A 24,445-nucleotide genomic window follows, 5' to 3' on the forward strand; every position below is an offset into this window, starting at 1 on the left:
GCATCGCTCGGCCCGAGTGTCGTCCACCCGGGCTTCATCGATCTTTGAAGAATAGGGCTCCGTTCATGTAGCAGTCATGATAAGCAGTGCAAAAGGCTGAGCAAAACAGCCATAACTTTGTTTGGATCCAGAACCGAACCCATGTCTATTTCTCATCTTTCTCCGAGCCTTCCGCGCGAACCCGATATGAAGCAGATCGATCACAACGGTTCGATCCGCTCGACCTATCTTTCGATCGAGGACATCAAGGCGATGGGCGATGCGGTCGCCCGCAACGGCGTCGACAAGCTGCCGGCTTTCGCCCCCTTCGATTTCTTCGCTCGGCATAAGGAAAACGAGAAGGAAATCCTGCGCGTCTACCGGACCACGGCGACCGACGTCGAGGCCGGTGATACGATCACGCCGGCGGCAGAATGGCTGCTGGATAATCACTATATCGTCGAAGAGGCGATCCAGGAGGTGCGGCGCGACTTTCCTCGCCGCTTCTATCGCGAATTGCCGACCATGGTCGTCGGCGGCGTCGAGGTGCCGCGCACCCTCGTGCTTGCCTGGCTCTATGTCGCCCATACCCACAGCACGATCTCGCAGGAAAGTCTGACGGCGCTGGTCGACGGCTTCCAGGCCAGCGAGACGCTCAGGATCGGCGAACTCTGGGCGTTGCCCTCCCTCGTGCGCTACGTGCTCGTGGAAAACCTTCGTCGCATTTCGAGCCGTGTCGAAGCCAGCCGCCGCCTGCGTCGGCGCGCCAACGAGGCGGCCGACGAATTGGTGCGCCTTACCGATCCAGCCGCAGCGGCCGCCTATCTGAAGACGTTGGAACCGCTTGCCGAGGACAATACCTTCTCGACGCAGTTCCTCTATCGCCTGCGCGACGGCTCGCAGACGTCGAGCCTGGCGATCACCTGGCTCGATCAGCGGCTGGAAGAACTGGGCCGCAACACCGAAGAGGCGACGACGGCCGAACACAGCCGGCTCTCTTCCGGCAATGTGACGATGGGCAACATCATCCGCAGCCTTCGCGAGATCGACGATGCCGAATGGTCCGTCTGGGTCGAGCAGGTCAGCCATGTCGACAAGCTGCTCTGGGAGCATTCGGATTACGGCATCCTCGATTCCGGCTCGCGCAACAAATATCGCAAGCAGATCGAGAAGCTGGCCAAGCGCTCGCCGCTGTCGGAAATGGAAATCGCCCAGCTGGCGCTCGACATGACCGATGCCGCCAAGGCCTCCGGCGAGCCGCAGCCGCATGAACCGAATGTCGGCGGCTTCCTGTCGGGCGCGCAGCGGCCGAAGCTCGAGGCGCGGGCCAATTATCGCCCGACGGTCATCCAGCATTTCGTGCGCGCCGTGCGCCGGTTCAACTGGCTGGCGATTGCCGTGCCCGTCATGCTGCTGACGGTCATCGCCATGGCGATCGTCGGCAAGTTCATGGCGAATGCCGGCATGGGGGCGGTCGAAATCGCCCTGCTGCTGATCATGTTCTCAGTGCCGGCGTCGGAGGGCGCGACGGGTCTCTTCAACACCTTGCTGTCCTTCTTCGTGACGCCGGCGCGCCTCGTCGGCTACGAGTTCAAAGAAGGCATTCCGGAGGATGCGCGCACGCTGCTCGTCGTGCCCTGCCTGATCTCGAACCGCGACAGTGTCGACGATCACGTGCGCAATCTCGAGGTGCATTATCTCGCCAATCCGCGTGGCGAGATCTATTTCGCGATGCTCAGCGACTGGCCAGACAGCGAGGCCGAGGAAACGCCTGCCGATCTCGAGGTTCTCGACTATGCCAGGCGCGAGATCGCCAATCTCTCCGCCCGTTATGCCTATGACGGCAAGACGCGTTTCTACCTGCTGCATCGCCGCCGCCTCTACAATCCCTCGGAAGGCGTCTGGATGGGCTGGGAGCGCAAGCGCGGCAAGCTGCACGAGCTGAACATGCTTCTGCGCGGCGACCGCGACACGACCTACCTGCCGGGCGCCAATACCGTGCCGGCCAATGTGCAATATGTCATGACGCTCGATGCCGATACGCGCCTGATGCGCGATGCCGTCACCAAGCTCGTCGGCAAGCTCTATCATCCAATCAACCGCCCGGTCATCAATCCAAAAACCGGTCGCGTCGAAAGCGGCTATGGCGTGCTGCAGCCGCGTGTCACCCCGTCGCTGACGACGGGCAAGGACGCTTCGGTCTTCCAGCGCGTTTTTTCGATCAATCGCGGCCTCGATCCTTACGTCTTCACCGTTTCCGACGTCTATCAGGATCTCGCCGGCGAAGGCACCTTCACCGGCAAGGGCCTTTACCATGTCGACGCCTTCGAAGCGTCGCTGAAGGGCCGGATCGACGAGAACTCGGTGCTCAGCCACGATCTTCTCGAAGGTTCGATGGCGCGTTGCGCGCTCGTCACCGATCTCGAACTGGTGGAGGATTTCCCGATCCGCTACGAGGTGGAAACCTCGCGCCAGCATCGCTGGGCGCGTGGCGACTGGCAGCTTCTCCCCTACATGTTCAATCCGAAATACGGCGTCACGGCACTCGGCCGCTGGAAGATGTTCGACAATCTGCGCCGCTCGCTGACGCCGATCGCCTGGTTCTTCGCCTCCGTGCTCGGCTGGTATTTCATGGATCCGCTCGGCGCACTCATCTGGCAGATTCTGCTGATCTTCTGCCTTTTCGTCGCGCCGACGTTGTCGCTCATCAACGGCATCATCCCGCGCACCAGCGATATCATCGCCCGCGCCCATCTCTATACGGTCTGGTCCGATATCACCGCTGCCAATGCGCAGGTTGCGCTGCGCATCGTCTTCATCGCCGATTCGGCTTGCATGATGGCGGATGCGATCGGCCGCTCGCTCTACCGCCTGTTCGTTAGCCGCAAGCTGATGCTGCAGTGGCGGACCGCCGCCAGCGTCCAGGCCGGCGGCCAGGGCACGCTGATCTCCTATTACAAGGCGATGTGGCATGCACCGGTGCTGGCGCTGCTGGCGCTTGGTTTTGCTGCTCTTCCAGGCGATAACGCCTTCCTCGTCGGCATTCCCTTCGCGCTGCTGTGGATCCTGTCGCCTGTTGTCGCCTGGTATGTCAGCCAGTCGGCAGAGACCGAGGACCGGCTCGAGGTCGCCGATTCCGTGTCGAGCGAACTGCGCAAGATCGCCCGGCGCACCTGGCGTTATTTCGAGACCTTCACGACGGCCGAGCAGAATTATCTGCCGCCGGACAATATCCAGGAAACGCCGCATGTGATCGTCGCGGCGCGCACCTCGCCGACCAATATCGGCGTCTACCTGCTTTCCGTCGTTTCCGGCCGGCATTTCGGCTGGTTCTCCTTCGAGGAGACGCTCGAGCGGCTGGAGCAGACGATCGCGACGATCGACAAAATGGAGAAATTCCGCGGTCACCTGTTCAACTGGTACCACACCGATACGCTCCAGACGCTTGGCCCCCGTTACGTCTCGGCCGTCGACAGCGGCAATCTCGCCGGCCATCTGATCGCCATTTCGTCGGCCTGCCGCAACTGGGCCGAGGCGCCGTCCGCACATATGCAGGGCAATCTCGACGGCGTCGGCGACACGGCCGGCATTCTCGGCGAAGTGCTGGCGGACCTGCCCGACGATCGCAAGACCGTGCGCCCGCTGCGCCGACGCCTGGAGGAGCGCATCGTCGGCTTCCAGAACGCACTCGCCGCCGTCAAGCGCGAGCACGAATTCGCCTCCATCCGTATCATCAACCTCGCCGTTCTCGCCCGCGACATCGAGAAGCTCGCCGCCAATCTCGACCATGAGGTCAAGTCGAAGCAGAGCGAAGAGGTCACCTTGTGGGCGGCATCGCTGGTGAAGGTCTGCGAGGCGCATATTTCCGACAGCACCTTCGATCTTTCCAAGGTCGATGCGCTGAGGCCGCGGCTGGTGGCGCTGCGCGACAAGGCGCGCGATCTCGCCTTCTCGATGGATTTCGGCTTCCTGTTTCGGCCAGAGCGGCGTCTGCTGTCGATCGGCTATCGCGTCGAAAGCGGTGAACTCGACCAGGCCTGCTACGACCTTCTCGCCTCGGAATGCCGCCTGACCAGCCTCTTCGCCATCGCCAAGGGCGACCTGCCGACGGAACACTGGTACCGCCTCGGCCGCCAAGTCGTGCCGGTCGGTTCGCGCGGCGCGCTGGTTTCCTGGTCCGGCTCGATGTTCGAATATCTGATGCCGCCGCTCGTCATGCAGGAGCGCGGCGGGGGTATTCTCAACCAGACCAACAATCTGGTCGTCGTCGAGCAGATGAATTATGCCCGCAAGCTCGGTATTCCCTGGGGCATTTCGGAGGCGGCCTTCAATGCCCGCGACCATAACCTCAATTATCAGTACACGAATTTCGGCGTGCCGACGCTCGGCCTGAAGCGCGGTCTCGGCCACAATGCCGTCATCGCGCCTTACGCGTCGCTGCTCGCCGCTCAGTACGACCCGCCAGGCGCGCTTGAAAACCTGCAGAGGCTGCGCAAGGTCGGTGCGCTCGGCAAGTTCGGCTTCCATGACGCCGTCGACTTCACGCCGACGCGCGTGCCGGAAGGCAAGAAATGCGCGGTGGTCTACAATTATTATGCCCACCATCACGGCATGTCGATCGCGGCGGTCGCCAACGTCGCCTTCAATGGTCATCTGCGCGAGCTCTTCCACTCCGATCCCGTCATCGAGGCAGCGGAGCTGCTGCTGCAGGAAAAGGCGCCGCGCGACATTCCCGTCATGAGCGGTAAGCATGAATCCGACACGCCGGCCAGCATCCAGGACGATCTCCTGCGGCCGGAGATCAGGAAGATCAGCGATCCGGCGTCGCGCGACCGCGAACTCGTGTTCCTGTCGAACGGCCATTATTCGCTGATGCTGACGGCGACGGGCGCCGGTTATTCCCGCTGGAACGGCCTTGCCGTTTCGCGCTGGAAAGCCGATCCGACCGAAGACCGCTGGGGAAGCTTCATCTTCCTGCGGGACACCGCCACCAATGAATGGTGGTCGACGACATCGGAGCCGAAGGGTGTCGAGGGCGAAAAGATCAAGGTCGAATTCGCCGACGAGAAGGCGCAGTTCACAAAGATCGTCGGCGACCTCACCAGCGAGGTGGAGTGCATCATTGCGACCGAGCATGATGCCGAGGCCCGCCGCGTCACCCTGCTCAACATGGGCACGGAAGACCGTTTCATCGAGGTCACCTCCTACCTCGAACCGGTGATCACCTCCGACGATACCGACAGTGCGCATCCGGCATTCGCCCGCATGTTCGTCAAGACAGAGATCGGCAAGCGCGGCGACGTCATCCGCGCCGAACGCAACAAGCGCGATCCGAACGAGCCGCACATCAGCATCGCCCATCTGATCGTCGACAATGCCGGGGATACCCGCCATACCGAATTCGAAACCGACCGGCGCAAGTTCATCGGCCGTGGCCGCAGCCTTGCCGATGCGGCGGCCTTCGATCCGGGTGCGACACTTTCCGGCAGCGACGGCTTCATGCTCGATGCCGTCATGTCGTTGCGCCGCACCGTCCGCGTACCGGCCGGCAAGAAAGTCAGCGTGATCTTCTGGACGATCGCGGCGCCGAGCCGCGACGAAGTCGACAAGGCGGTCAATCGCTACCGTCATCCCGACGCCTTCACCCATGAGCTCGTCCAGGCCTGGACACGCACGCAGGTGCAGATGCGCCATGTCGGCGTCACCTCGCAGCAGGCGGCGGCCTTCCAGCATCTCGGACGCTACCTCGTCTATCCCGACATGCAGCTGCGCAAGGACGAGGCGACCGTCGAGGCCGGCCTGCAGTCGCAATCGGCGCTCTGGCCGCTGGCGATCTCCGGTGACTTCCCGATCTTCACGCTGCGCGTCAACGACGACATGGATCTCGATATCGCCCGCGAAGCGCTGCTGGCGCAGGAATATCTGCGCTCGCGCGGCGTCACCGCCGATCTCGTGATCATGAACGAACGCGCCTCCTCCTATGCGCAGGACATGCAACACGCCCTCGACGCCATGTGCGAGAACGTGCGCCGCGTAGGCCAGGCCGATGGCTTGCGCCAGCATATCTTCGCGGTTCGCCAGGACCTGATGGAGGAAGCCACCTATCATGCGCTGATCGCGGCTTCCCGCGTCACCCTGCATGCGAAGAACGGCAAGGTGGTCGACCAGATCAACCGCGCCGTCGCGCTATTCGCACCCTCCAAGGAGGAGTTGCAGGAGATGGAACGGGCCGAGCGCAACAAGGCCCCCGTCAAGCGTGTTGCGCCGGTGCCGCCACCTGTCGTGCCCGCCGTCGTCATCGAGGAGGAAGGCGATCTCGACTTCTGGAACGGCATTGGCGGCTTTGCCCGCGACGGACGCGAATATGTCGTTCGGCTGCCAGGAGGTCATGCGACGCCGCAGCCCTGGATCAATGTCATTTCCAACGACAGCTTCGGCTTCCACGTGTCGGCCGAGGGCTCGGGCTTCACCTGGAGCGTCAATTCGCGCGACTATCAGCTGACCTCCTGGTCGAACGACACCGTGGTCAACCGTTCGGGAGAGGCGTTCTATCTCACCGATCTCGACAGCGGTGCCGTCATGACGCCGTTCGCAGCGCTTTCCCGCAGACCGGACATTCGTTTCGAAGCCCGCCACGGGCTCGGTTATTCCGTCTTCTCCAGTGTTCAGCACGATATCGCGCTGGAGCTGACGCAGACGATCGATCGCGAAAAGCCGGTGAAACTGCAGCGCCTGCGCCTGCGCAACACCGGTTCGGCCAGCCGCAAGCTGCGTCTCTACGGTTATGTCGAATGGATCCTCGGCAGCAATCCGGCACGCACGGTGCCTTTCATCCTGTCGAGCCATGACGAGGAGACGGGGGCGCTGTTTGCCACCAACCCCTACAGCATCGATTTTTCCAACCGCACTGCCTTCTTTGCGGCGAGCGAGACGGTTTCGAGCTTCTCGGCAAGCCGGCGCGAATTCATCGGCAAGGCGGGGACCATCCAGGCACCGCAGGCCGTCATCTCCGCCGCCACCCTTTCCGGCGCGACGGAACTCGACGGTGATCCGGCCGCGGCGCTTGCAATCGACATCGAGCTCGGCGCCGGCGAGGAGCGCGACTTCACCTTCTTCCTCGGCGATACGCTGACGGATGAAGAAGCGCGCACTGTTATCGCCGATATCCGCAAGGCTTCGTTCGACGAGACCGTCGAGACAAACCGCGCCTTCTGGCGGGATTTCACCGGCAGGCTGCAGATATCGACGCCGGATCGCGGGATGAACAATCTCGTCAACACCTGGCTACCGTATCAGAGCCTCGGCTGCCGCATCATGGCCCGTACCGCCTTCTACCAGGCAAGCGGCGCCTTCGGCTTCCGCGACCAGCTGCAGGACACGCTGGCCTTCGTGCTGCACGAACCCTCGCTTGCCCGCCGGCAGATCCTGAATGCCGCTTCGCGGCAATTCCGCGAAGGGGATGTACAGCATTGGTGGCTGCCCGGAACGGGTGCCGGCGTGCGCACGCTGATCTCGGACGATGTCGTCTGGCTCGCTTACGCGATCCATCACTATTGCAGCGTCACCGGCGACAAAGACGTCCTCGACGAGGAGATCGGCTTCCTGGAAGGGCCGGCACTGCTCGAAGGCCAGCACGACTCATTCTACAAGCCGGAGATTTCCGAGGATAAGGCGACCGTCTACGAACACGCGGCGCTGGCGCTCGATCTCGCCATCGCCCGCAAGGGGGCCAACGGCCTGCCGCTGTTCCTCGGCGGCGACTGGAACGACGGCATGAACCGCGTTGGCATTGCCGGGCGCGGCACCAGCGTCTGGCTCGGCTGGTTCCTGGCGGGTGCACTGCGCTCCTTCATTCCCTATGCCGAAGAGCGCGGCGACACGGTCCGCGCAGAGCGCTGGGCGGCGCATCTTACCGAGCTCAAGAAGGCGCTCGAAACTGCGGCCTGGGATGGCGGATACTATCGCCGCGGCACGTTCGACGACGGTACGCTGCTTGGCTCAAGGGAGAGCCCTGAATGCCGGATCGATTCGATTGCGCAGTCCTGGAGCGTTTTGTCCGGCGAGGGCGATCCGGCCCGCGCCGTCACGGCGATGGATGCCGTGCTCGATCAGCTGGTTGACGAGGATGCCCGCATCATCCGGCTGTTCACGCCGCCTTTCGTCAATTCCGCCAGGGATCCCGGCTATATCAAGGCTTATCCGCCGGGTGTGCGTGAAAACGGCGGGCAATATACCCATGCCGCGACCTGGGTGGTGATGGCGCTGGCGGAGCTGAAGCGGGGTGACGATGCCTTCCGCTGCTTCCAGATCCTCAACCCGATCACCCACGCGTTCGACAAGGCTTCAGCGGAGCAATACCGCGTCGAACCCTATGTCGTGGCGGCTGACGTCTACGGCCATGATCCCTATGCGTCGCGCGGCGGCTGGACCTGGTATACCGGGTCTGCCGGCTGGCTCTACCGCGCCGCCGTCGAGGGCATCCTCGGTATCCGGCTGAGGGACGGCCGGCTCTATGTGCGCCCGTCGCTCCCTTCGGAATGGGACGGTTTTGCGGCAGAGGTAGAGCAAGGCGGCGGCAAATACCGCATTTCGGTCTCAAAAGCGTCCAATGACAGCGGCTACACTCTGTCGATCAACGGCTGCGAAGTCACCGATCCCGAAGAGGGATATCCGCTCGGATAACAGCGTTCTCCACGCTGAAAAACACGGCGATTCGCGATGGCCAAAAGGGAACCCTTTTGGCCATCGTCGCGTTTGCAAATCGGATAATAAGGAGAAACCCATGGCAAGCACGCCGACCGAAGCCATCGTCGCCGGGCGCAATTCCCTATCCGCAGCTGCGCCGGTGCGTGACACCAGGCTCGACGTCTTGCGCGGCGTGGCCCTGATCATGATCTTCATCAATCATGTTCCCGGACAGATCTTCGAATATGTCACGACGAAGAATTTTGGTTTCTCCGATGCCGCCGAAGCCTTCGTGCTGATCTCGGGTATTGCCGTCGGCCTTGCCTACGGGTCCCGCTTCCAGCCGGGCAGCCGGCTCACAGTGGCGATCAAGGCGGTAAAGCGCGCCTTCACGCTCTATCTCGCCCATATGATCACCACCTTCATGACGCTGGCGCTCTTCATCTGCGGTGCCTGGCTGTTCCATCGGCCTGGATTGCTGGTTGAAATCAATATCCTGGCGGTTCTGATGAACCTGAAGGAAGGCATTCCGGCGCTGCTCCTGCTCGGCCACCAGATCGGATACAACAATATCCTGCCGATGTACGGCGCGCTGATGCTGATGGTGCCGATCATCCTGCTGTTGAATGCGCGCAGCCCGTGGCTGGCGCTCGGCGTCTCGGCTGCGGTCTGGCTGCTTGCGGGCATCTACCAGGTGGCGCCGCACAACATGCTGATTGAAGACTACTGGTTCCTCAATCCGCTTTCCTGGCAGTTCCTGTTTTCGATCGGCATCGTCTCGATGCTGCATATCAAGCGCGGCGGCACGATCCCGCGCCATCCGCTGCTACTTGCGGCCGCTGCCGGTTACGTCATGTTGTCCTTCATCTGGGTCACCGGCCATCTCTGGATCTGGGGCAATTCGCTGGCGGCCCTCGGCCTGCCGACTGTTATCACCGGTTTCGACAAGACCTTCCTGTCACTGCCGCGGCTGCTGCATGTGCTGGCACTGACCTATCTCGTCATCAGCATCCCGGCGCTGTCACGCATCCTGCGCCGTCCTGCGGACCATCCGCTGACGATCCTCGGCCGCCATTCGCTGAACATCTTCGTCGCCGGCACGATCCTCGCCATGATCGGCCAGGTGGTGCTCTACATCACCAACAAGGATCAGCTGGCCGGTCCGCTCGTCGTGATTGCAGGGATCGCGATACAATTTGCCTATGCCTATTATCTCGAGCGCAAACGCCAGCAGGGCAAGGTCAAGGGGAAACTTGTGGCCGATACCGCCACGATTCCCGTTCCCGTCCGCATTGGCGGGACGGCGAATGCCTATCGCCAGAACGATCGAAAATAGGGCTTGGACTTTCCCAACATGAAGGAGCCGGTGGCCGATGGCCGCCGGCTCAATTTTTATGTACGAGGATGTTCACCAACTTGCCGAAGGGATCGCGCACATAAAAGCGCCTGACGCCCCAAGGCTCGTCGGCCGGGCCGTACTCGATCGGGAAGCCTGAGGCCGACATCGCCGCGAAAGCAGCATCGAGGTCGTCGACCTCGATCGAGAGGTCGGGCACCGGCGTTCCGGAGCCGCCTTCGTTGGCAATGCTCAGCTGAACGTTCATCGAGCGCGCGGCGCCGAATGTCGTGATCCAGCCGTGATCCATGATGACGTCAAGACCGAGGATATCCTGATAGAAGCGCCGGGCCGGGTTGATATCCGGTGCCTGGATGTTGGCGACGATGCGCAGGACCTTCATGCGGTTCTCCCTGGATGCTCGGCGGCGGGAGGATGATAGGGAGGATCGGCGGTGTGATCAATTAGTCTGGCCTAGATCGGAAAGGCTGTACCGTGTGCCCCCCCTCTGCCCTGCCGGGCATCTCCCCCACAGGTGGGGAGATCACAAGTGGCTTGACCTTCCCGCCATCTATCGTTTCGCCGTCCTGGACGCTCATTGTTGGGGGAGGCCAGTGCGCCCAGCCGATCTCCCCACCTGTGGGGGAGATGCCCGGCAGGGCAGAGGGGGTGCGGCACGGCATGACTAAGTATTTTGGCAGAGCCCAAGAAAGACCAAAGAGCGTATCACACAGCACGACGCTATCGGAGCAAACAAAAAAGGCCGGAAGGAGTTACCCTTCCGGCCTTATCTTGAACCCAAACCGATCAGGCGGCTTCGGTGGTATGGGCCTTGCGGACCTCTTCGTCCGTCAGGATGCCGCTGGCGCGCAGCAGGGCGGCGAAGCGGCCGTTGCTGTGGCTGAGTTCGTCGAAGCTGCCCTGTTCGACGACGCGGCCGTCATCCAGGAAGAGCACCATATCGGCTTCGCGGACCGTCGACAGGCGGTGGGCGATGATGAAGGTGGTGCGATTCTCACGCAGATTGTCGATCGCGGCCTTGACGCGGGCTTCGGTTTCGACGTCGAGCGCCGAGGTCGCCTCGTCGAGCACCAGGATCGGCGCGTCCTTGAGGATGGCGCGGGCGATCGCGATGCGCTGGCGCTCGCCGCCGGAGAGCTTGTTGCCGCGTTCACCGACATGCGTATCGTAGCGATCCTCACGGGTCTCGATGAAATCGGCAGCGGCGGCGGCTTCGGCCGCACGGCGCATTTCCTCTTCGCTGGCGCCCTCGCGGCCAAGGCGGATATTGTCGCTGATCGAACGGTTCAGCAGGCCCGCATCCTGGAAGACGGTGGCGATGTGGCGACGCAGCGACTTGCGGGTCACCTTGGTGATATCGGTGCCATCGACGAGGATCTTGCCGCCCTGGGCGTCGTAGACACGCTGCAGCAGGTTGACGAGCGTCGTCTTGCCGGCGCCGGTCGGGCCGACGATCGCGACCGTCTGGCCTGCCTTCACCGAGAAGGAGACATTGTGCAGGCCCTGTGAGCTGTTGCCGAAGCCGAAGGAGACGTCGCGGAATTCGATCGCACCCTTGACGTCCTTGATTTCTCCGTTGCCGGCAGGCTCTTCACGTTCACGCACCGAGTCTTCAAGCGTATAGAATTCCTCGAGTTTGGAACGGGCCTCGAAAATCTGCGTAGCGAACTGGCGCATCAGGTCGAGACGGCCGATCAGCAGGTTGGCAAAGCCGATGAAGGCAATGACGTCGCCGACGCGCAGCTGGCCGGCCTGGACGAGCATGGTGCCGATGATCAGGACCACCATCATCGCGATGGTCGACGCCATGCGGTTCAGTGCGCTGGCGATCGCCCACCAGTCGAGCACCGGATACTGAGCTTCGAGCAGACGGTCGGCAAAGGATTTCAGCGCCCTGGTTTCGGCCTCGATGCGGTTATAGCTGTGCAGGACCGAAACGTTGCTGATCGAGTCGCTGACATGCGAGAAGACGGTATGATAATGGTTCTCGACCGAAGCCTGGCCGTCCTTGGTGCGGCTCATGACGACGCGGCCGATCAGCCAGTAGGCGATGGCGAGCACCATGAGCACGGCGGAAAGGCGCAGGTCCATCGACATTGCGGTCGGTATCAGAAGGGCAAGCGCGATGACCGTCGACAGGTGGTTGCGCATGAATTCCAGCCAGAGGCCGAACAGCGTCTCGCAGGCGCGCAGCAATGTGTGCAGCGCGTTGGAGGTGCCGCGCTGATGGTGCCAGCCAAGCGGCATGGAAATGATGCGGCCGAAGGCTTCCGTCAACAGCGTCGCCCGCCGGCCATGGGCCAGCCGGTCGGCCTCGCGCGCCACCAGAACGAAGGCGATGGTGTTGAAGACGGCGAAAGTCGCCCACATGAAGAGGATGGGCTTGACCTCACCCTTGCCCGAAATCGCATCGATGATACGACCGAACAGGATCGGCTCCGCGATAGTGATCGTCGCAAGAACAATGTTTGCGACAACGACCAGGGATACGCGCAGCTTGTAGGCGCCAAGATAGCGCAGAGCTCTTGCATAGACCTTGAATAGCGTCACGTCGAACCTCTTGTGCATCTGCGAAAACGGGATGATGCGATGCTACAAAAGGCTACCTGAACGGGCGATTAACGGAGTGTTCAGCGTTCGACCGATGTGACGATTGATACGATTGTATTATTGCAGGACCCAACGAGATGGCCATGGCACAGAAATAGCCGTTCGGCTATATCTCGCGACAATTTGCGCTTGCATTTTATTAAATGTTTAGCGCAGCATTAAATTACAGACTGCATTTATTGAAGACCGTTTCGCGACCAGTTTGACCAGCCGCCGACGGCCTCATGCGGGCATCAGGTCCGGGCAAGGGGCATTTTTGTGAAAATTAATTCGTTAATTCAATTGCTTGTAATTCTGGAAGAATGTTCAAACCCTGAAGCTGTCATCACCGAAATGCAGCAGATCCTCCGCGGTTGCGGCTTCGAATATTACGGTCTGCTGCGCCATGTCCCGCAGAGCCCGGTGCAGCAGAATCCGGAGCCTTGGGCTGCGGCGCTTGCCGGCCGCTGGCCGGAGCAATGGCCGCAGATATATGCCGCAAAAAAATATGCGCTGATTGATCCGATGGTGCGCTATCTCGCTCATGCGCAGCGGCCCTTCCGCTGGCGGGAGGCGATGGCGGCCTTCCACAAGGACGCACATCAGCGCCGCATGGAGCAGATGATGGTCGATGCCTTCGGTCATGGACTGGAGGATGGCTACATCTTTCCCATCCACGGACGCAACGGCATTCTCGCCAGCCTTAGCCTCGCCGGCAAGCCGATCGAGCTGTCGCCGGTGGAAATCGCATTGCTGGAGGCGGTGGCGCGCAAGGCCTTCTGGCGGTTGCTCGATCTGAAAGGTGAGGCGCAGGCACTGGAGACCGTGCTGCCGGCCGACACGCCGCTGACGCGGCGCGAGATGGAAATCCTGCATTATCTGGCCGAAGGCATGACTTCGATGGAGATCAGCAAGATGCTGAAGATCTCAAACCACACCGTCGACTGGTATATGAACGGCTTGCAGGACAAGCTGAAGGCGAAAAACAGGCAGCAGGCGGTAGCGCTTGCCTTCCGTCATGGCCTGATAAGTTAGAGCAATTCCGCTTCTCATTGAAGCGAAACCGCTCTGCTTTTTACTTTTTACGCAAGTCCGGACGGAAGCCGCTTTCGCACTTTTCCTGGAATTGCTTCAGCATGTCGAAAAATTGCATTTCGCAGTCGCAAGATAAATTGAACTTTCTGTGACAAGAAGTTAAGAATTTCCTTCGCGGGTGCAGCATTCCCGCGTCTGAACGTCTGAGGAGACCGTTTTGCCCATTTCCAAGATTCTCGTTGCCAATCGCTCCGAAATTGCCATTCGCGTGTTCCGCGCGGCCAACGAGCTTGGAATAAAAACCGTGGCGATCTGGGCGGAAGAGGACAAGCTGGCGCTGCACCGCTTCAAGGCGGACGAGAGCTACCAGGTCGGCCGCGGTCCGCATCTTTCCAAGGACATGGGCCCGATCGAGAGCTATCTGTCGATCGAGGAGGTGATCCGCGTTGCTAAACTCTCCGGCGCCGATGCCATCCATCCCGGCTATGGCCTGCTGTCGGAAAGCCCCGAATTCGTCGATGCCTGCAACAAGGCCGGTATCATCTTCATCGGCCCGGAGGCCGATACGATGCGCCAGCTCGGCAACAAGGTCGCAGCGCGCAATCTGGCGATCTCGGTCGGTGTTCCCGTGGTGCCGGCCACCGGGCCGTTGCCGGAGGACATGGCCGAAGTGGCGAAGATGGCGGAGGGGATCGGCTATCCCGTCATGCTGAAGGCCTCCTGGGGCGGCGGCGGGCGCGGCATGCGCGCGATCCGCGATCCAAAGGATCTCGCCCGCGAGGTGACGGAAGCCAAGCGCGAGGCGATGGCGGCCTTCGGCAAGGACGAGGTCTATCTGGAAAAGCTCGTCGAGCGCGCCCGCCACGTCGAAAGCCAGGTGCTCGGCGATACGCACGGCAATGTCGTGCATCTCTTCGAGCGTGACTGCTCGATCCAGCGCCGCAACCAGAAGGTCGTCGAGCGCGCCCCGGCGCCCTATCTCTCGGAGGCGCAGCGCCAGGAACTCGCCGCCTATTCGCTGAAGATCGCGGCCGCGACCAATTATATCGGTGCCGGCACCGTCGAATATCTGATGGATGCCGATACCGGTAAATTCTACTTCATCGAGGTCAATCCGCGCATTCAGGTCGAGCATACGGTGACCGAAGTCGTTACAGGCATTGATATCGTCAAGGCGCAGATCCACATCCTCGACGGCTTTGCGATCGGCACGCTGGAATCAGGCGTGCCGCGCCAGGAGGATATCCGTCTCAATGGTCATGCGCTGCAGTGCCGCATCACCACGGAAGATCCGGAGCATAATTTCATTCCGGATTACGGCCGCATCACCGCCTATCGCTCGGCGTCCGGTTTCGGTATCCGCCTCGATGGCGGCACCTCCTATTCGGGTGCGATCATCACCCGCTTTTATGATCCGCTTCTCGTCAAGGTCACGGCATGGGCTCCCAATCCGTCCGAAGCGATCGCCCGCATGGACCGGGCGCTGCGCGAATTCCGCATTCGCGGCGTGGCAACCAACCTGACCTTCCTCGAAGCGATCATCGGCCATCCCAAGTTCCGGGACAACAGTTACACGACGCGCTTCATCGACACGACGCCGGAGCTATTCCAGCAGGTGAAGCGCCAGGATCGCGCCACGAAGCTGCTGACCTATCTCGCCGACGTCACCGTTAATGGCCATCCCGAGGCCAAGGACAGGCCGATGCCGCTTGATAACGCTGCCGAGCCGGTGGTTCCCTACGCCAACGGCAATGCGGTCAAGGATGGTACGAAGCAACTCCTCGACACGCTCGGCCCGAAGAAATTCGGCGAATGGATGCGCAACGAAAAGCGTGTGCTTTTGACCGACACGACGATGCGTGACGGCCACCAGTCGCTGCTTGCCACCCGCATGCGCACCTATGACATCGCCCGCATTGCCGACACCTATGCGCATGCGCTGCCGAACCTTTTGTCGCTCGAATGCTGGGGCGGCGCGACCTTCGACGTCTCCATGCGCTTTCTGACCGAGGATCCGTGGGAGCGCCTGGCGCTGATCCGCGAGGGCGCGCCGAACCTTCTGCTGCAGATGCTGCTGCGCGGCGCCAACGGCGTCGGCTACACCAATTATCCCGATAATGTCGTCAAATATTTCGTCCGCCAGGCGGCCAGGGGCGGCATCGATCTCTTCCGCGTCTTCGACTGCCTGAACTGGGTCGAGAACATGCGCGTCTCGATGGATGCCATTGCCGAGGAGAACAAGCTCTGCGAGGCGGCGATCTGCTATACCGGCGATATCCTGAACTCGGCCCGCCCGAAATACGATCTGAAATACTACACCGACCTTGCGGTCGAGCTCGAGAAGGCGGGGGCGCATATCATCGCGCTCAAGGATATGGCGGGTCTTCTCAAGCCCGCGGCTGCGAAGGTTCTGTTCAAGGCGCTGCGCGAGGCGACCAGCCTGCCGATCCATTTCCACACGCATGATACATCGGGTATTGCGGCCGCGACCGTTCTTGCTGCCGTCGATGCTGGCGTCGATGCCGTCGATGCCGCCATGGATGCGCTGTCCGGCAATACCTCGCAGCCCTGTCTCGGCTCGATCGTCGAGGCGCTGCGCGGCACGGAGCGTGATCCGGGCCTCGATCCGGAATGGATCCGCCGCATCTCCTTCTATTGGGAAGCGGCGCGGAACCAGTATGCCGCCTTCGAAAGCGATCTGAGGGGCCCGGCATCCGAAGTCTATCTGCACGAAATGCCGGGCGGCCAGTTCACCAACCTCAAGGAACAGGCCCGCTCGCTCGGGCTCGAGACCCGCTGGCATCAGGTGGCGCAGGCCTATGCCGACGCCAACCAGATGTTCGGCGATATCGTCAAGGTGACGCCGTCTTCCAAGGTCGTCGGCGACATGGCGCTGATGATGGTGTCTCAGGACCTGACGGTTGCCGACGTCGTCAGCCCCGACAAGGAAGTCTCCTTCCCGGAATCGGTGGTCTCGATGCTGAAGGGCGATCTCGGCCAGCCGCCGTCAGGATGGCCCGAAGCGCTTCAGAAGAAGGCGCTGAAGGGCGACAAGTCCTATACCGTGCGCCCCGGCTCGCTGCTCAAGGAGGCTGATCTCGATGCGGAGCGTAAAGTCATCGAGACGAAGCTCGAGCGCGAGGTCAGCGACTTCGAATTCGCTTCCTACCTGATGTATCCGAAGGTCTTCACCGACTTCGCGCTCGCCTCCGATACCTACGGACCGGTCTCGGTGCTGCCGACACCCGCCTATTTCTACGGTCTCAAGGACGGCGAGGAGCTGTTTGCCGATATCGAGCGCGGCAAGACGCTCGTCATCGTCAACCAGGCGATGAGCGCGACCGACAGCCAGGGCATGGTGACCATCTTCTTCGAGCTCAACGGCCAGCCGCGCCGCATCAAGGTGCCGGACCGGGCCCATGGAGCGGCGGGTGCCGCCGTCCGCCGCAAGGCGGAGCCGGGCAATGCCGTTCATGTCGGCGCGCCGATGCCGGGTGTCATCAGCCGTGTCTTCGTCTCGCCCGGCCAGGCCGTCAATGCCGGTGACGTGCTCGTCTCGATCGAGGCGATGAAGATGGAAACGGCGCTGCATGCGGAAAAGGATGGGACGATTTCCGAAGTGCTGGTGCGGGCCGGCGATCAGATCGATGCCAAGGATCTGCTCGTCGTCTACGCAGGCTGAAGCGCTGCCATCCTCCGCAAGGCGTGCATCAGCCGAGTTTGCGAGCGGGCTCCATTCACTCGATTGTGTACGATCGGCCTGTCAAAAAGCTGATTTTTCGAAGCCTTCGTGCCTTGCTCGGCGCGGAGGCTTTCTCATAAAGTTGCGCTCCCATTATCCGCCCCCAAAACCCATCAGGAAATGATATCCATGAGCAAGTTGAAGATTGCCGTCATCGTCGGCAGCACGCGTATTGGCCGTTTTGCCGAGCATCCGGCCAAGTGGATTGCCGCTATCGCCGGCGAACGGCAGGACATCGAGGTCGAGGTTCTCGACCTGCTCGACTACCCCATGCATTTTTTCGGTGAGCAGCGCGCGACGACCGCTGAAAGCGAGACGGCAGAGCGCTGGAAAAAGAAGCTGCGTGAATTCGACGGCTTCATTTTCACCGTCGCCGAGTACAATCACGCTCCGACGGCGGTTCTGAAGAACGCCATCGACCTCGGCGAGTTCATCCACAAGCCGGTCAGCTTCGTCGGTTACGGCGGCGTCGGCGGCGCACGTGCGGTCGAGCATCTCCGGCTGATCTTCGTGGAGATGGGGGCGGCTTCGGTGAAAACCGGCGTGCATATCGCGCTTGGCGAATATCTCGGCGTTCTCAAGGAAGGCAAGAGCCTCAGCGATTACGCGCATCTCAACGAAGCGGCGAAGAACCAACTCGACCAGCTCACCTGGTGGGGCAATGCGTTGAAGGCGGCGCGCGCCGTCGTCACGGCCTCCTGATTGGAGTTCCGGCCAGCCGGGATGTTCGCATCCCGGCACTCAAATATCGTAAGTATGGGCGGCGTTGATCGTCGAGATGAAACGTTTGGTGCGTTCGCGCTCCGGCGCGCTGAAGATTGCTCTGGCGCTGCCCGTTTCCACCACGCTGCCGGCTTCCAGGAAAACCACGTCATTGGCGATCTTCGAGGCGAGCCGGAGATCGTGGGTCGCCATCACCATCGTCGTGCCTTCGCTGGCAAGTTTGCCCAGCACATCGACCACTTCGGCCGAAAGCTCGGGATCGAGGGCGGATGTCGGCTCGTCGCATAGAAGCACGCGCGGCGAGGGCGCCAGCGCGCGGGCGATCGCGACGCGCTGCTGCTGGCCGCCCGATAATGTCGAAGGCCAGGCATCGGCCTTGTGGGTCATGCCGACCTTGGTCAGCAATTCCATCGCACGCTCGCGAGCTTTTGGCCTCGGCCATCTCAGCACCGTCACCAGGCCTTCCATGACATTCTCGATCGCGGTCTGATGCGGAAAGAGCTGAAAGTTCTGGAAGACCATGCCGGTCTGGCGGCGGATCTTCTGGATCGCCGGCCAGCTCGTTCGTTTGCCCGGTGCAAAGGCCAGCGTTTCCTCTCCGAGGCGGATGGAGCCGGCGGTCGGAATTTCGAGCAGGTTGATGCAGCGCAGCAGCGTGCTCTTGCCGCCGCCCGAAGGCCCAACCAGCGCGGTGACGCTGCCTTCGGGGATGCGGATGCTGATATCCTTGAGGATGACGGCGTCGCCGAAACGCTTTTCGATGTTGGAAAGCTCGATCATGCATTTGCCTCCAGCATGCCGCCATAACGCGCGAAGCGGCGTTCCAGCCGCACCTGCAGCTGCGAGAGGACGGAGCTCAGGACGAGATAAATCAACGCTGCCTCGATATAGAGGATCAACGGCTCATAGGTGGTGGCGACGATGCGCTGTGCGGCCTGGAACAGCTCGGGCACGGTGATGGCGGCGGCAAGCGAGGTGTCTTTGACCAGCGAGATGAAGGTGTTCGACAAAGGTGGCACGGCGACACGGGCGGCCTGCGGCAGGATGGTGCGGCTCATCGCCTGGCGCCAGCTCATGCCGATCGAATAGGCGGCTTCCCACTGGCCCTTCGGTACCGAGGAAATGACGGCGCGGATAATCTCGGAGCTATAGGCGCCGATATTCAGCGTGAAGCCGATGAGGGCGGCCGGAAAGGCATCGAGCAAGATGCCGAGGCTCGGCAGGCCGTAGAAGATCACGAAGAGCTGCACGAGCAACGGCGTGCCGCGAATGACCCAGACATAGAAGCGCGCGACGGCCGACAGCGGCATCGGCCCGAAGAGCCGGGCGATCGCGGTGGCGAGCCCGAGCGTCAGGCCGAAGGCGAAGGATAGCAGGGTCAGTGGTATGGTGAAGATCAACCCCGCCCAGAGGAGGGAGGGTAGCGATTCCGCCATCAGTTGGAGCCAGTGCGGCAAGGGCGTTCCCTCTCATCGGTTGGGTCGTGATACTCGAAATACCCCTCCCCAACCCCTCCCCACAAGGGGGAGGGACTTATCCAGGTGCCGCCTCGCAAGAAATAGCGACCGAGCGGCAGGCCGAAACGATTATTTGGAGATGAAGCGATCTGCCGGCTAAGCCTCTCCCCCTTGTGGGGAGGGGACTTTTTCCTGAGTGGAGTTTACTTGGAAACGTCCTGGCCGAAATATTTGTCGGCGATCTTCTTGTAGGTGCCGTCGGCCTTGATGTCGGCAAGCGCCTTGTTGATTTCGGCGAGAAGCTCCGGCTCGTTCTTGCGGATGATGATGCCGGAATAATCGGCATTTTCCTGCTCGGCGACGATCTTCACCGGCGCATCCGGCTTGTGTTTCTTGAAATCGAGGAAGGAGAGGCTGTCGTTGATCGTGGCGTCGGCGCGCTTGGTCAATACCAACTGGATCGATTGATCGAAACCGTCGGTGCCGACGAGTTCGGCACCGGCTTCGGTTGCGAGCTTGCCGAAGTTGCTGGTCAGCGACTGGGCGGCCTTCTTGCCCTTCAGATCGGCGAAGGACTTGATGCTGTCGTCGCCGTCGCGGGCGATCAGCACGGCCTTGGAGGCGATATAGGGCTCGGAGAAATCGTATTTCTGCTTGCGGGTTTCGGTGATGCCGACCTGGTTGATGACGGTATCGTAGCGTTTGGCATCGAGGCCGGCGATCAGGCCATCCCACTTGCCTTCGACGAACTCGGCCTTGACGCCGAGCTTGGCGGCGATCGCTTCGCCGATCTCGACATCGAAGCCGACAAGCTTGCCGCTTTCGTCATGATAGGTGAAGGGCGCATAGGTGCCTTCGGTGCCGATCTTGAAGACGCCGGCCGATTTGATGGCGGCGAGGTTTTCACCGGCATGGGCAGGCAGCAAGGCCGCAGCCTGAATGAGGGCAGCGGCAGCGACGGTTTTCAACCAGTTCATTGTTTCTATCCATCCTTGGGAGGTTGTCATCGGGTGAGGATACTTTGCAGAAAACTAGGGCGCCGGAAGCGTAGAAAACTGCGAATAAAAGCAGCAACTGCAAATATTTTTCTCAAGCGTCCGTTTGGACGAGCTTGCCGCGCCCATAGGCGACACAACCGACGAGGATCGTCAGACTACGGAAAGACAGGTCTGCCAGACTGGAATGGTTGAAGCCAGGACCTTGATGATCGCGTCATGGAAGGTGAACGCCATATAGGCGAGGGTCGTGAGCAGGATGCCCAGGCTGACGGAGCTTTTCACGGGGAGAACGCACCAGGTGGCGGATATGCCGGCGGGAATCGGGAGTGTCTAATCGATGTTCCCGGCTCTCGGATCGGTCAACAGGGCATATTTGGCTCTGGCGATGGAGCTTTGTTTCGAAACGTCAGAAAACGTGTGACCGTGCATATTGCCTGCATGGTCATAAGCGGTTATGCACGTTTCCTGTTTATAAGATCCCGATCCGGTAGGAACATGCAGGATTTTCTGTTGCGAGAACGCCAAGGCGTGATTTCCGAGAGGCTGCGGCTGAATGGCCGCGTGCTGGCGACGGAGCTGGCGCTCGAATTCGGTGTCTCCGAGGACACGGTGCGGCGGGATCTGCGCGAAATGGCGGCGGCAGGGCTCTGCGAGCGGGTTTATGGTGGTGCATTGCCGGTCTCGCCGGCGCACGGAAGCATGACCCAACGCATCGGCTTTGCCGCTGACCGGAAACAGGCGCTGGCGCGCGCTGCGGCAAAGCAGATTGCCGCCGGGTCGACCGTGTTTTTCGATGCCGGCAGCACCAATCTGGCGATTGCCAACGCATTACCGGCCGAGCTTGCACTGACGGCTGCGACGAATGCGCCGGCGATTGCCGCAGCGCTGATCGACAAGCCTGCCGTCAACGTCATTCTGATCGGCGGGATGGTCGACCGGCAGACGGGCGGTTCCCTCGGCGCCAAGGCCTTGCGGGATATGGAGCAGATTTCGCCCGATCTCTGCATTCTTGGCGCCTGCGGTGTCGATCTCGAGGCCGGCATCACGGTGTTCGGCTTCGAGGATGCAGAGTTCAAGCGCTTTGCGGCGTCCAGGAGCAGAAAAGTATTGGTGGCTGCAACCTCGGAAAAATTCGGCACCGCGGCCCCCCATAGCATCCTGCCGGTTGCCCATTGCGAATGCCTGGTCGTCGAGCACGATGCCGATCCGGCCATTCTCGCCCGTTACCGCGAGCGCGGATGCAGAACTGTTCTCGCCGAGAAAACGAACTGAGGCGACGTCATAAAGTTTAGGGAGACCGGGCGGGTGAAAGCCCGGCAATGAGGAAGACCGGAAATGGATAGTCATGTGAGTACGTCGGGAGCCCGGAGCGGCTTCATTACCAGAAGCAGGGCGGCGGTTTCCCTGCTCTTTCTCATGAACGGTTTTGTCGTCGGCTGCTGGGCGCCGAAGATTCCGGATTTTGCCGAGCGTCTGGCGCTGACCAAGTTCGAGCTTGGGCTGATGATCCTGGTCTTCGGCGTCGGCTCGCTGGTTATGATGCCGATCGCCGGTGCGCAGATCGCCAAACATGGCTCGCGTGTCGTGGTTCAAGTCCTGGCCGTCTGTCTGCTGCCGTTGCTGCTGGCATTGACGCTGGCGCCAAACGTGCTCACTGGGGCAATCACGCTCTTCCTGTTCGGCGGCTTCATCGGCGCAATGGATGTGGCGATGAATGCCAATGCAGTGTCGGTCGAGAAGTCCATGCGCCGCGCCATCATGTCGTCCTGCCATGCTTTCTGGAGCCTTGGCGGACTGATCGGCTCAGCTCTCGGCGGCATCGTGATCTCCAAGCTCGGCATTCTCGGCCATGCGCAACTGGCGACGGTACTGGCGGCAATCTTCCTTGCCGTCGCCTGGCCGATGATCCTTGCGGATCCGCCACATCCCGACACCAAGAAGGAAAAGACGAAGCTGCCGATGGTGCCGTTGCCGTGGCTGCTCGGATTGATGGCGCTGTTCAGCATGGTGCCGGAAGGTGCTGTTCTCGACTGGGGCGCGCTCTATCTTCGGCAGGAAATGGATGCGTCCGTCGCGCTTTCCGGCCTTGGTTTCGCAGCCTTTTCGGCGACCATGGCAATCATGCGCTTTGCCGGCGACCTGGTGCGCGACCGTCTGGGCGGCGTCAAGACGCTGCGAATCTGCACGCTGTTTGCCATCGTCGGCATGCTGCTTGCAGGCCTGGCGCCCAATGCCGAGCTTGCCATCCTGGGTTTTGCCTTTTGCGGTATCGGCATTTCCAACATGGTGCCGATCGCCTTCTCGGCGGCGGGCAATATTCCCGGCCTCAAGCCCGGCATCGCCATCTCAGTGGTCACCACCATGGGCTATTCCGGCATGCTGGTTGCGCCATCGTTGATCGGCTTCGTCGCCGAGCATATCGGTTTTGCCGTCGTTTTCATGGCGCTGCCAGTGCTGCTGCTCGTCGTTCTGCTGCTGTCCAACCTGGCCCATTATGCCGATGAGACCTCCGGAGGCGATCACTGAGCCGCCTCCCAACAAAAGTGATATCAGGGGCGGTTGACAAGCAGCCGGCCTTGATCCACCTGAAAAGCACTGTTTTTAGGGGTGCAAGAACTCTCCATGTCTTCAGCTGCCGATTTTGATCCGAAACCGCGCCGCGCTTCCGTTGCCGTCGATGTCGGCGGTGTCATCGTCGGCGGCGGGGCGCCGGTCGTCGTGCAATCCATGACGAACACCGATACGGCCGATATCGATTCCACCGTCGCGCAGGTCGCCGCTCTCCACCGGGCGGGTTCGGAGCTGGTGCGCATTACCGTCGACCGCGACGAGAGTGCGGCCGCCGTGCCGAAGATCCGCGAGCGGCTTCTGCGCCTCGGCATGGACGTGCCCTTGATCGGCGACTTCCATTATATCGGCCATAAGCTGCTCGCCGATCATCCGGATTGTGCCGAAGCGCTGGCGAAATACCGCATCAACCCCGGCAATGTCGGCTTCAAGGACAAGAAGGACAAGCAGTTCGCCGAGATCATCGAGATGGCGATCCGCTATGACAAGCCGGTGCGCATCGGCGTCAATTGGGGCTCGCTCGATCAGGATCTGCTGACGGCGCTGATGGATCGGAACGCCGAGGCTGGGTCGCCGCTTTCGGCCCGGCAGGTGACGCGCGAGGCGATCGTGCAGTCGGCGCTGCTGTCGGCAGCCCTTGCCGAAGAGATCGGCCTGCCGCGCAACCGCATCATCCTGTCGGCCAAAGTCAGCCAGGTTCAGGACCTGATCGCCGTCAATTCCATGCTCGCCGAACGCTCCAATCATGCGCTGCATCTCGGCCTGACCGAAGCCGGCATGGGCACCAAGGGCATCGTCGCCTCGTCGGCGGCGATGGGCTTCGTGCTGCAGCACGGCATCGGCGATACGATCCGCGTGTCGCTGACGCCCGAGCCGAACGGCGACCGCACGCGCGAAGTGCAGGTGGCGCAGGAAATCCTGCAGGTCATGGGCTTCCGGCAGTTCATACCCGTGGTTGCTGCCTGTCCGGGCTGCGGACGCACGACGTCGACCGTGTTCCAGGAACTTGCCCAAAATATCCAGAACGACATCCGCAAAAACATGCCGGTATGGCGTGAAAAATATCCCGGCGTCGAGGCGCTGAACGTCGCCGTCATGGGCTGCATCGTCAACGGGCCGGGCGAAAGCAAACATGCCGATATCGGCATTTCGCTTCCGGGCACTGGTGAAACGCCGGCCGCCCCCGTCTTCATCGACGGCCGAAAGGCGTTGACGCTGCGCGGTCCCAATATTGCCGCCGATTTCGAGGCGCTTGTCGTCGACTATATCGAGAAGCGTTTCGGCCAGCGGACGGCGGCGGAATGACCGCCCG

Annotated in this window: 13 protein-coding genes; 8 read left to right on the forward strand and 5 right to left on the reverse strand. The window is 61.6% G+C overall.

The features are described from left to right. Nucleotides 1-141: 141 nt before the first annotated feature. Together HFO71_RS14795 and HFO71_RS14800 are read left to right on the forward strand one after the other, a co-directional pair. Nucleotides 142-8,661 (forward strand): glycoside hydrolase family 94 protein, encoded by an 8,520-nt coding sequence (locus tag HFO71_RS14795; protein ID WP_221988203.1) that lies wholly within the window; start codon nucleotides 142-144, stop codon nucleotides 8,659-8,661. A gap of 100 nt (nucleotides 8,662-8,761) precedes the next feature. Then, nucleotides 8,762-10,000, forward strand: a complete 1,239-nt coding sequence (locus HFO71_RS14800; RefSeq protein WP_077977952.1) for an OpgC family protein — start codon at nucleotides 8,762-8,764, stop codon at nucleotides 9,998-10,000. A 49-nt stretch (nucleotides 10,001-10,049) separates the two neighbouring features. On the opposite strand, the gene HFO71_RS14805 is transcribed toward HFO71_RS14800, so the two are convergent. Next, a complete protein-coding gene (locus HFO71_RS14805; protein WP_077977950.1) occupies nucleotides 10,050-10,403 on the reverse strand; it encodes a VOC family protein in 354 nt (117 codons plus the stop codon). 404 nt (nucleotides 10,404-10,807) lie between these two features. After that, nucleotides 10,808-12,571, reverse strand: a complete 1,764-nt coding sequence (locus HFO71_RS14810; RefSeq protein ID WP_077978083.1) for a glucan ABC transporter ATP-binding protein/ permease — start codon at nucleotides 12,569-12,571, stop codon at nucleotides 10,808-10,810. A gap of 318 nt (nucleotides 12,572-12,889) precedes the next feature. On the opposite strand from HFO71_RS14810, the gene HFO71_RS14815 reads away from it, so the two are divergent. From HFO71_RS14815 to HFO71_RS14825, 3 genes are all read left to right on the forward strand, one after another. Then, complete coding sequence (locus HFO71_RS14815; protein ID WP_077977945.1) at nucleotides 12,890-13,645, forward strand: helix-turn-helix transcriptional regulator; 756 nt, start codon at nucleotides 12,890-12,892, stop codon at nucleotides 13,643-13,645. Between the two features lie 217 nt (nucleotides 13,646-13,862). Next, complete coding sequence (pyc, locus tag HFO71_RS14820; protein ID WP_077977944.1) at nucleotides 13,863-17,327, forward strand: pyruvate carboxylase; 3,465 nt, start codon at nucleotides 13,863-13,865, stop codon at nucleotides 17,325-17,327. 189 nt (nucleotides 17,328-17,516) lie between these two features. Continuing rightward, on the forward strand, nucleotides 17,517-18,089 hold the full coding sequence (locus HFO71_RS14825; protein ID WP_077977943.1) for an NADPH-dependent FMN reductase: 573 nt from the start codon (nucleotides 17,517-17,519) through the stop codon (nucleotides 18,087-18,089). A gap of 39 nt (nucleotides 18,090-18,128) precedes the next feature. Here the strand turns inward: HFO71_RS14825 and HFO71_RS14830 are convergent, their stop codons facing one another. The 3 genes from HFO71_RS14830 to HFO71_RS14840 form a co-directional block, all read right to left on the reverse strand. Further along, entirely contained in the window at nucleotides 18,129-18,890 is a 762-nt protein-coding gene (locus HFO71_RS14830) for an amino acid ABC transporter ATP-binding protein (protein WP_027668543.1), read from the reverse strand. After that, nucleotides 18,887-19,567 carry an amino acid ABC transporter permease gene (locus HFO71_RS14835; protein WP_077977942.1) on the reverse strand — a complete coding sequence of 227 codons (681 nt, stop codon included), beginning with the start codon at nucleotides 19,565-19,567 and terminating at the stop codon, nucleotides 18,887-18,889. The genes HFO71_RS14830 and HFO71_RS14835 overlap by 4 nt, the downstream gene beginning before the upstream one ends. A gap of 203 nt (nucleotides 19,568-19,770) precedes the next feature. Further along, on the reverse strand, nucleotides 19,771-20,544 hold the full coding sequence (locus HFO71_RS14840; RefSeq protein ID WP_011653981.1) for an amino acid ABC transporter substrate-binding protein: 774 nt from the start codon (nucleotides 20,542-20,544) through the stop codon (nucleotides 19,771-19,773). A gap of 516 nt (nucleotides 20,545-21,060) precedes the next feature. Between HFO71_RS14840 and HFO71_RS14845 the strand changes: the two genes are divergently transcribed. The 3 genes from HFO71_RS14845 (at nucleotide 21,061) to ispG (ending at nucleotide 24,438) form a co-directional block, all read left to right on the forward strand. Next, nucleotides 21,061-21,837, forward strand: coding sequence for a DeoR/GlpR family DNA-binding transcription regulator (locus HFO71_RS14845; protein WP_077977941.1), 777 nt, complete (start codon nucleotides 21,061-21,063; stop codon nucleotides 21,835-21,837). 63 nt (nucleotides 21,838-21,900) lie between these two features. Next, a complete protein-coding gene (locus HFO71_RS14850) occupies nucleotides 21,901-23,091 on the forward strand; it encodes an MFS transporter (RefSeq protein WP_077977940.1) in 1,191 nt (396 codons plus the stop codon). Nucleotides 23,092-23,187: 96 nt separating this feature from the next. Beyond that, entirely contained in the window at nucleotides 23,188-24,438 is a 1,251-nt protein-coding gene (gene ispG, locus HFO71_RS14855) for a flavodoxin-dependent (E)-4-hydroxy-3-methylbut-2-enyl-diphosphate synthase (RefSeq protein ID WP_017962537.1), read from the forward strand. The last annotated feature ends 7 nt before the right edge of the window (nucleotides 24,439-24,445 follow it).

Origin of the sequence: Rhizobium laguerreae (assembly GCF_019778565.1) — a bacterium.
Lineage (GTDB): Bacteria > Pseudomonadota > Alphaproteobacteria > Rhizobiales > Rhizobiaceae > Rhizobium > Rhizobium laguerreae.

Excerpts from the sequence above, each read along its gene's own strand:
- HFO71_RS14795 (WP_221988203.1), top strand. The coding sequence starts at position 142 with ATGTCTATTTCTCATCTTTCTCCGAGCCTTCCGCGCGAACCCGATATG.
- HFO71_RS14800 (WP_077977952.1), top strand. The coding sequence starts at position 8,762 with ATGGCAAGCACGCCGACCGAAGCCATCGTCGCCGGGCGCAATTCCCTA.
- HFO71_RS14805 (WP_077977950.1), bottom strand. The coding sequence starts at position 10,403 with ATGAAGGTCCTGCGCATCGTCGCCAACATCCAGGCACCGGATATCAAC.
- HFO71_RS14825 (WP_077977943.1), top strand. The coding sequence starts at position 17,517 with ATGAGCAAGTTGAAGATTGCCGTCATCGTCGGCAGCACGCGTATTGGC.
- HFO71_RS14830 (WP_027668543.1), bottom strand. The coding sequence starts at position 18,890 with ATGATCGAGCTTTCCAACATCGAAAAGCGTTTCGGCGACGCCGTCATC.
- HFO71_RS14840 (WP_011653981.1), bottom strand. The coding sequence starts at position 20,544 with ATGAACTGGTTGAAAACCGTCGCTGCCGCTGCCCTCATTCAGGCTGCG.
- HFO71_RS14845 (WP_077977941.1), top strand. The coding sequence starts at position 21,061 with ATGCAGGATTTTCTGTTGCGAGAACGCCAAGGCGTGATTTCCGAGAGG.
- HFO71_RS14850 (WP_077977940.1), top strand. The coding sequence starts at position 21,901 with ATGGATAGTCATGTGAGTACGTCGGGAGCCCGGAGCGGCTTCATTACC.
- ispG (WP_017962537.1), top strand. The coding sequence starts at position 23,188 with ATGTCTTCAGCTGCCGATTTTGATCCGAAACCGCGCCGCGCTTCCGTT.